The organism is Paracidovorax cattleyae (assembly GCF_900104515.1).
Classification (GTDB): Bacteria; Pseudomonadota; Gammaproteobacteria; order Burkholderiales; family Burkholderiaceae_C; genus Paracidovorax; species Paracidovorax cattleyae.
The window spans coordinates 1-1,648 of sequence record NZ_FNJL01000088.1 but is presented as its reverse complement, the minus strand read 5'-3'; the positions used below and the strand labels follow the sequence as shown (position 1 = coordinate 1,648).

Annotated in this window: 1 pseudogene; it reads left to right on the top strand. The window is 57.1% G+C overall.

Going from position 1 to position 1,648, the window contains the following annotated elements:
* Window positions 1–132: 132 nt before the first annotated feature.
* Window positions 133–1,648: pseudogene (locus tag BLR05_RS26730) on the top strand (hypothetical protein); the annotation flags it as partial.

Sequence of the window (1,648 nt, the reverse complement as noted above, 5' to 3'; positions counted from 1 at the left end):
CTGTCGCTGAATGCGAACGGCGTGGAGACGTTCCAGCCGTACGACCCGAGCCAGGCGATGGGGAGCATGGATCCGGTGTTGCCGGTGCCGGCGAATGGGGGCGGGTGCGGGGCGGTAGGGGCAATCATCGCCATGGTTGTCGTTATCGTGGTAGCTGCTGTGACACAGCAGTACTACCTGATGAACTACGGCACAGCGATCGGAGCAACAGCCGAGGGTGCTGCGTTGGTCACTGGTACCACTGCAGGATCTATGGTGGCCGGTGGGGCGGCAACTTGGACGGGGGGAAGCCTCTTGGTCGGAGGTGCAATTGGCGGAACCGTGGGATCGATCGCAGGCCAGTTGGTCGGCAACGCCCTGGGCGTCCAGGATGGCTTCAGTTGGAAGAATGTTGCGCTGAGTGCACTGAGCGGCGGTTTCAACAGCGGCCTGAATTCAACTGGCCTTCTTCAGGGCTCTGGATGGGAGACGACGGCACTCCGTCAAGCGGCCTCCAGCGCGCTCACGCAGGGAGTTGGGGTGGTTACGGGGTTGCAACCCCGGTTCGACTGGAAGAGCGTGGCGGCGAGCGCTGCGGGTGGCGCTGTGAGCGGGCTAGTTGGAGAGGCGCTACAGGGCCATACACTGCGGGAAGGCATGGCGGGCCCGGTGGTACCGCCAGCATTCGCGGAACTGGGGCAGTTTGGGGGAGGCTTCGCTAGGGGCGCTGTCTCTGGTTTTGCCGGGGGAGCTGTGGCTGCATTCGCACAAGGGGGGCGGATAAGCGTGCAGCAGGTGGCGACCGATGCGTTTGGAAATGCGCTGGGATCATCTTTAGCGGATGTAGGTTTTTCAGGCGATACGGCAAAAAAATTTCCGGCCGGCGAATATGAATCTGGATTAGATCCATTATCACCTAATGGCTTGGGTCTTAGGTTCGGTAATCTTCGCGCTATCGAAGGCATAAAAAATCAAATCACTTTAAGTGGTGAGACTGAATTGCGGCTTCAAATGGGGCTCACAATTACGGATTACGGGGATCAGTACGAGCAGGCCGGAGTAACTTCGGATCCTAGCAAGGCAGTTCGCAACCAGATTAACAGTGATCCAAGTGCGAAGTCTCTCTTTAAATCTGTACTTAACGGATTTGTTTCAGCTGGCGCGACGTGGATGCTTGGAGGTAGTGACCCCTCGCGTATTTCCGAACAAGACTATGCATTGTGGGAAAAAGCTAATCCAAATCCAAGTTTTGGCGAGCGCCCGATGGTGCAGATTACCTTCGATATCGATTCATTCGGGTGGAAGAAGAGCATTGGAACGACACCAGCACTTGATCAAGAACTCATAAATGTGCTGAGTCTGGGTGTTGTGCCAGTTGGAAAAGGTTTGGGGGCGTTCGCTGGTGGTATCAATGTCGCTGGAGATGAAGGCCTATCCCACGATGTGCGTAGTCAAGGTGCATTTGACGCTGGCGCAAGCGCAATGTCAGTTCCTGCTGCATTGTTGATGGCAGGTGCGCCAGGCTTACGCGTGAACCGGAACTCGGTCATGGGGCCAAATGAAGGACCTCAATTGCCTAGAGGGTGTTATGAACTTCCCGCTGCGGCCAGCACCCGCGCGGCGGCGGGCAACATGAGCACTGCAAACACCAGGAAATGCAGTCCGCTGA